Annotated in this window: 3 protein-coding genes; 2 read left to right on the top strand and 1 reads right to left on the bottom strand. The window is 77.5% G+C overall.

Annotation, left to right across the window (positions count from 1 at the left end; translation table 11 throughout):
- The coding region (locus tag MXD58_RS25020; RefSeq protein ID WP_250610083.1) for a toll/interleukin-1 receptor domain-containing protein at nt 1–549 on the top strand (549 nt) is incomplete at its 5' end.
- A gap of 54 nt (nt 550–603) precedes the next feature.
- Here the strand turns inward: MXD58_RS25020 and MXD58_RS25025 are convergent.
- Nucleotides 604–1,068 (bottom strand): acyl-CoA carboxylase biotin carboxyl carrier protein subunit, encoded by a 465-nt coding sequence (locus MXD58_RS25025; RefSeq protein ID WP_518478680.1) that lies wholly within the window; start codon nt 1,066–1,068, stop codon nt 604–606.
- On the opposite strand from MXD58_RS25025, the gene MXD58_RS25030 reads away from it, so the two are divergent.
- Nucleotides 992–1,178: hypothetical protein (locus MXD58_RS25030; protein ID WP_250610086.1), on the top strand; the 187-nt coding region annotated here is incomplete at its 3' end. The genes MXD58_RS25025 and MXD58_RS25030 overlap by 77 nt on opposite strands.

Raw genomic sequence — 1,178 nt, forward strand, 5'->3', positions numbered from 1 at the left:
GCCCTGGCCAGCGCCGGCGGCACGCGCCCGTCCTCGACCAGCCGGGGCCGTGCGCGGGTGGCCGCGGCGCACGGCGCCGACCTGGTGACCTCCCACGACCTGGTGACCTCCCACGACCTGGTGACCTCCCACGTCCTGGTGACCTCCCACGACCTGGTGACCTCCCACGACCTGGTGACCTCCCACGTCCTGGTGATCTCCCACGTCACGGCCGACCATGCCTGGGCGGCCTGGATCAGCTGGCACCTGGAGGCGGCCGGCTGGCAGGTGGAGCCGCTCGAGACCGACACGCGACCGGCCCGGCCCGCACCGCGGACGGCGGTGGGCGACGGGCCGCCGGCCCTGCTCGTCGTGCTGTCCCCCGCCTACCTCTCCGCCGCCCGTACGAGCAACGGCGGCCGGCAGCGGCCCGCGTTCACCGTCCGGGTCGAGCCGTGCGAGCCGCCCGGGTGGCTCGCGGCCATCGAGACGGTCGACCTCGTCGGACTCGGCGAGGAGGAGGCCCGCGCGGCCCTCGTCGGCCAGCTGACCCCGCCGCGGCGCGCCTGATGAGACCCGGGCGCGGACCGAGTCTGGACGGCCGTAGGCGGTCATCCGGGGCGCTCAGGCCGCGGACGCGACCGCCGTGGGGTCAGGGCGCGGGGCGACGACGGCCAGCGGCTGATCGAGCGCGACCAGGTCGCCCTGGCGGGCGAGCACGTCGGTGACGACACCCGCGACGGGCGCGATGACCGGATGCTCCATCTTCATCGCCTCGACGACCAGCAGGGACTGCCCCGCGGTCACCGCCGCCCCGGCCTCGACGAGCACGGCGATGACGGTGCCCGGCATCGGGCTGCACGCCTGCCCGCCCCGCGTCGCCCCGCTGTCCCGCGCCAGCCCCGGCACCGCCTCGCACAGCTCCCAGGCCCGGCCATCACGACCGAGCCAGAGGACCTCCCGGCCACCGTCCCGGCCCGGGCCGGGCGCCCGGGCGAACGACCAGCGGGTCGTGACCGAGCCGACGGTCATCAGCAGCTCGTCGCCGAGCACGCGCACCGACGCGGCGACCGGCGGCCCGTCGGCCAACCTGAGCCGGGCCGCCGCCGGCGTCCCACGGGCCAAGACCCGCACCGACGACGACGCCCTCCGGGCCGGTTCGGCCCCGTTCCGGCCCGGCTCGGCGGGCACGTCGGACC

Origin of the sequence: Frankia sp. AgKG'84/4, assembly GCF_023242965.2 — a bacterium.
Classification (GTDB): domain Bacteria; phylum Actinomycetota; class Actinomycetes; order Frankiales; family Frankiaceae; genus Frankia.